Annotated in this window: 1 protein-coding gene; it reads left to right on the top strand. The window is 26.8% G+C overall.

Features of this window, described 5'->3' with window-relative positions; translation table 11 throughout:
- The first annotated feature begins 109 nt into the window (after window positions 1-109).
- Window positions 110-709 (top strand): hypothetical protein, encoded by a 600-nt coding sequence (locus tag JCM6256_RS09195; RefSeq protein WP_025081375.1) that lies wholly within the window; start codon window positions 110-112, stop codon window positions 707-709.
- The last annotated feature ends 133 nt before the right edge of the window (window positions 710-842 follow it).

The following is an 842-nucleotide window of genomic DNA, read 5'->3' on the forward strand; positions in this document are numbered from 1 at the left end:
CAGGTTTTGTGAAACTATGTGTAAATATGCATTTTTAACGCATAGTTTATGAACGTTAGGTTATATTAAGCTTATGGTTCAAACTAAAAATAGAAGGATAGAGGTATAAATGAAAAAAATAAATAATATCAAAATTGTTATTGCTATAATTATTGTTGTAACATTTGGATTGCTTTTTGCTTGGAAATCTTATGTAAATTCACCCGCACGAAACCCTAATAATCCGTTAGCCAATATAAATTTAAAAATTGTTGATGTAAATGGAGAGGCCGAATTTACGGAAACTACATCTACTGAAATTGATAAAAGTCTTTTGACTATTATGCTAAAAAAGAAGGATAATAATTCAGAGATTTTTAACTATTTAAAAAATATGAAAGTTTCTTCTTTTGATAATATGACTTTTGTGCAAATAAGGGATAATACAGCAGAAAAAGCAATAAATAATCAAGAAACTATTGTAAATGATAAATTTACTGAATTGCTTAAAAATGATGATAGGGCTCAAGATGTAATAAATGATTTACATTATATGTTAGAAGATGATGAGGAAGCTAATGTATATCAAGTAATTGAACCAAATAAAAATGTCAAAATTGGGCAGAAGGTTCAAGTTAAGTTAGCTATTCCAGATGATTTAATTTCAGAATATGGACTTAATGTTTCTCCTCGTACTATACAAATTCAAGAGGGAAAGCAAGAATCATAATTTGAAAAGTGTCTGAAGAAAAATACAAAAAATCCTATTAAATCAACGGTTTGATATTGATGATATGATCCTACTTAAGTAGACAACACAAATATATAAAAGTGTTATCTATGAAAGTAGGATCATTTTTTAT

Origin of the sequence: Lactobacillus hamsteri DSM 5661 = JCM 6256 (assembly GCF_000615445.1) — a bacterium.
Lineage (GTDB): Bacteria > Bacillota > Bacilli > Lactobacillales > Lactobacillaceae > Lactobacillus > Lactobacillus hamsteri.

What these genes read in the sequence shown, in the direction of transcription:
- JCM6256_RS09195 (WP_025081375.1), top strand. Translation starts at nt 110, where the DNA reads ATGAAAAAAATAAATAATATCAAAATTGTTATTGCTATAATTATTGTT.